The sequence below is a fragment of the Nostoc sp. genome (assembly GCF_035638895.1).
In the GTDB taxonomy this organism is placed as follows: Bacteria; Cyanobacteriota; Cyanobacteriia; order Cyanobacteriales; family Nostocaceae; genus Nostoc.
The window spans coordinates 1-3,434 of record NZ_DASQZC010000711.1 but is presented as its reverse complement, the minus strand read 5'-3'; the positions used below and the strand labels follow the sequence as shown (position 1 = coordinate 3,434).

Sequence of the window (3,434 nt, the reverse complement as noted above, 5' to 3'; positions counted from 1 at the left end):
ATTCAGTGTTTTGGTAGCCCCCCAACCGATGGTGATGGGTTTGCCCCCGGTGCGTGGATCTGGGTAAGCGTGAAGGTTGCATCCCTCGAATTCTTTGATTAGGATAAGTCCTGGGGTTGGTAGTTTAGTCATAGAGGCGATTACAGTTACAGCGATCGCGTCTATGATTCCTTGGATACCCAAAATAACCCTGTGGTAAATCTCCCACTTTCTTCATGCCTTATCTAACTCCCGCAACACAAAGCTTGCCACATAAGGATACAGTTGATTCTTCTGCCACTGAGACTTCGGCTCAAACATCCGCGCATAAAACCGCGCTGGATAAGATACGCCACCCGTGAAAGAGGTTGTAGTCCCTCCAAATGCCAATGCCCTTGTCCTCGCCCCCTGCTCAATAAAATCTTGGATACTATCATCAACGGTAATGCGGTAGTTTCCTTGAGTTCGACGAAGGCGATCGCATTCCCCAAATATCGCCCCCAACCCCCACCACTGATCAATCATCACCATTGCCGAGATTGTCCAGAGGTGTTTGCCTTCATACACCGGGCCAGAATCTAAGGGTGTGCCGACGATGCTGTATTCAGTCTGTCCGGTGTCCGCGAGGATGCGATCGTAGCTGACGAAACGCTTAAGAGTGACTGATATTCCGCTTATTGAGAGGGTGAGTTGGCGCACGGGAGTAAGTAGCTAAGAACCAATCTCAGGTTTCCTAATCTCCTACTAAATCTTGAAGCTTCCTGAAAAATTTTTCATAATCCCGTATTGGCGATCGCTTTCAATAACATGATGTTAATCAAAACAGGAAGCGGAAATAGGGGATGAGGCGATCACTTTTTCTTCTTTCTTTTCACCCACTTATTCGGTGACTGAGAGCAAGCACATAATAGCAAGACAGATTGCGACGTTGGCGATTTTGTAGAGACTTTAAATAAGGGTTGTTATGTAATTTTTCAGTATTGTAGGCAGTTCTTCCTTGCTTATTTCATGGGTGACTACCTGTACCGTTAGTTTTTCAGCTTCTTCTTCTGTTATTTCGATATCGTAATCATTGGCGTTTAAAAAAGTCACCATAGCAGCAAAAGCAGTGCGTTTGTTACCTTGCTCAAAAGCGTGATTGCAGGCTATGTGAAACAGGTATGCAGATGCCTGTTCATAAATTGTGGGATGTAAATACTCTCCCCAGTAAGTTGCTTGAGGCGAGTAAAGAGCAGAGTCAAGCAAGCCTTCATTTAGTATGGCTGATGACTCGCCAGTTTCACTGACGAGTTCATCATGTATACGGATTACGTCCTCTTTTTCAAGGAATCTAGGATGCTGCAAGTCTCTTGTAAACCGGTTCCCATTTTTTCATTGTTGATAGGAAGATTAACACAGTTTCTGATTCTTGAGGGGTTATGTCTCCTAAATCGAATGCGTTAACCTCCTCTTGGGAGAAGGCGTTGACTTTTAACCCCTGTTCAATCATTGACTTGAGTCCATGTTTTAAGGTTTCTAGGGCAACATAGTTGCTGTCTTTTTTGGGGGTTTCAGGGCTAACTGCTTTTTTGATTTCCTTATATATGACAACGGAAACTGATGTAATATTTTTGATTACTTCTCTTTTATCGTTTTTGTTGTTTCCTAGAAAGAAATCCCAGTCTGCCTCTAAAACTTCCTTTAAGAGGAAAATAGATTTGACCAAGTACATTAGCGCAACTAAATCACCTTTGCTCGCTGTATCACTAATTTTGTCAAGCAGCTTAAAGAGTTTATTAATTTTTTGCTTAAACTGAGCTATCTCTTGTCTAACCTCATCCTGCGACATCCCTCTAGTGTTAGCTATTTCAGCTAGTTGGGCATTAACTTCATGTTGTGCATTAGGAAAATGCAAGCACTGCTCAAACAGCTCTACTTGTGCTTGAAGTGTTGAAATTGTTTCCTGTGTGAGCATGGAGCTTAGTGTCATTGCCTTACCACCTTCAGAGTCAGAAAATTGGGTTATTAACTTCCCCCTGACCAAAAATGTCCTTTAACCTTAATAAAAATACTAGAGATATAGGCTTGTGTTTTGCCGCAGATCCACAATCACATGGCATGAAGCCGAATTTTGTCACTAGCACTAATATATATTATATCTACATGACGGTTATGGCTCTACTGTAGTGCCACTATATTGGCGTTACAAACCCACAATAAAGGCATCATAATAGCGTTATTGGTCTACTGTAGTGCCACTATGTTGCCTTTATAAGTCCAATGTAGTGCCATTGCATTGCCGTTATAAGCGTATTGTGATGGCATCACAATGGGGTATCCGCTTGCTTCTACCACACTAGAGATTAAGGCGATACAGTTAAAAAGACACTTTTTTGCTGTTGAAAAATTATTCATAACCCCGCCCCCACAACTTGACCTCGTGACAAATCGTTCATCAATTTCGCCGCATCATCAACTGCATTAGGGGTTTGCACGGTAAGCGATCGCGGTGTATTAGCAAGTTGTAGGATGCGATCGTTTAGGGTAGCTAGCTGCTGTTCAATCCCCTGATTCGCCATTTTGAGAGATTCTGCAAACTGAGAGTAACCAGAATCACTGACTTGAATCCCTGCTTTGTTGAGAACTCCTGTAGTCAGGTCAGCAGGAGGCATATCGGCGGATTTCCTTTTGAGATTCAAATCCTCATTGCGCCTTTGATAAGCGGCAAATAGACTTTCTCCGGGTTTACGATTCAGTTCGGGTAACTGGTTAATTTCGATCCGCTTGGGTAGTTCAAAATCAGATACTGGTGGGTTCCCCTGAGAACGGTTTAGCGCTTCATCGTAATGGTAATTAGTTACGTCTACCCCATCACTGATTGTCCGCCCATTTTCTGCAAAAGTTTCACCAATCATTCCGCGACGACGACCTCGACGTTTTCCTTTATCCTCTGCCCCCCTACTCCCCTCCTCCACTCCTTCCTTCTTAGGGGTGCGTGCCTCAGCATTTTCTAATGCACCTTGCTGCTTCCTTGTGGAATCTGCTGCCAGTTGCCCGTCAATGGCAGTGCGTTGAGTTATTTCTTGCGCCATCGTCGCATTCTTGGTCAATTCATCCTGGATGCCAAGGTTAGCGTTTGCATTATCAAGTCGCTTGTCACTGAGTTCGATTTCGCGGTTCGCTATCTCCAATCCCACCTTGGCTGATTCTATGGCTTGTGGATCTTTCTTGATTTGGGCAATTCTTAGCGCTCCTTCTGCTTCCAATTTAGATTTTGCAGCAGCTAGTTTTGCTGATTCAGCATCATAAACCGCAGTCTCGGCAGCAATCCTTTGGCGCTGTAAATCTAGCGCCAAAGCCTTCCTCTGATACTCTTGCTCTAGCTTTAGTGATTCTAGTTTCTTGGCTGCGATCTCATCTTCAATTTGGCTGCGCTTTGCTAAAATATCCAGTTCATTTGTACCAAAGCCCATCTG

4 protein-coding genes and 1 pseudogene are annotated in these 3,434 nt (G+C 43.8%); all 5 read right to left on the bottom strand.

What is annotated here, in order from left to right; translation table 11 throughout:
- A pseudogene (locus tag VE944_RS33655) lies at positions 1–183 on the bottom strand (hypothetical protein); the annotation flags it as partial.
- 30 nt (positions 184–213) lie between these two features.
- Positions 214–678, bottom strand: a complete 465-nt coding sequence (locus VE944_RS33650) for a hypothetical protein (RefSeq protein ID WP_324988042.1) — start codon at positions 676–678, stop codon at positions 214–216.
- Positions 679–927: 249 nt separating this feature from the next.
- A complete protein-coding gene (locus VE944_RS33645; RefSeq protein WP_324988039.1) occupies positions 928–1,323 on the bottom strand; it encodes a type II toxin-antitoxin system death-on-curing family toxin in 396 nt (131 codons plus the stop codon).
- Positions 1,310–1,948: a hypothetical protein gene (locus tag VE944_RS33640; protein WP_324988036.1), complete on the bottom strand. Its 639-nt coding sequence runs from the start codon at positions 1,946–1,948 to the stop codon at positions 1,310–1,312. The genes VE944_RS33645 and VE944_RS33640 overlap by 14 nt, the downstream gene beginning before the upstream one ends.
- Positions 1,949–2,369: 421 nt before the next feature.
- A partial coding sequence (locus VE944_RS33635) for a hypothetical protein (protein WP_324988034.1) occupies positions 2,370–3,434 on the bottom strand: 1,065 nt, incomplete at its 5' end.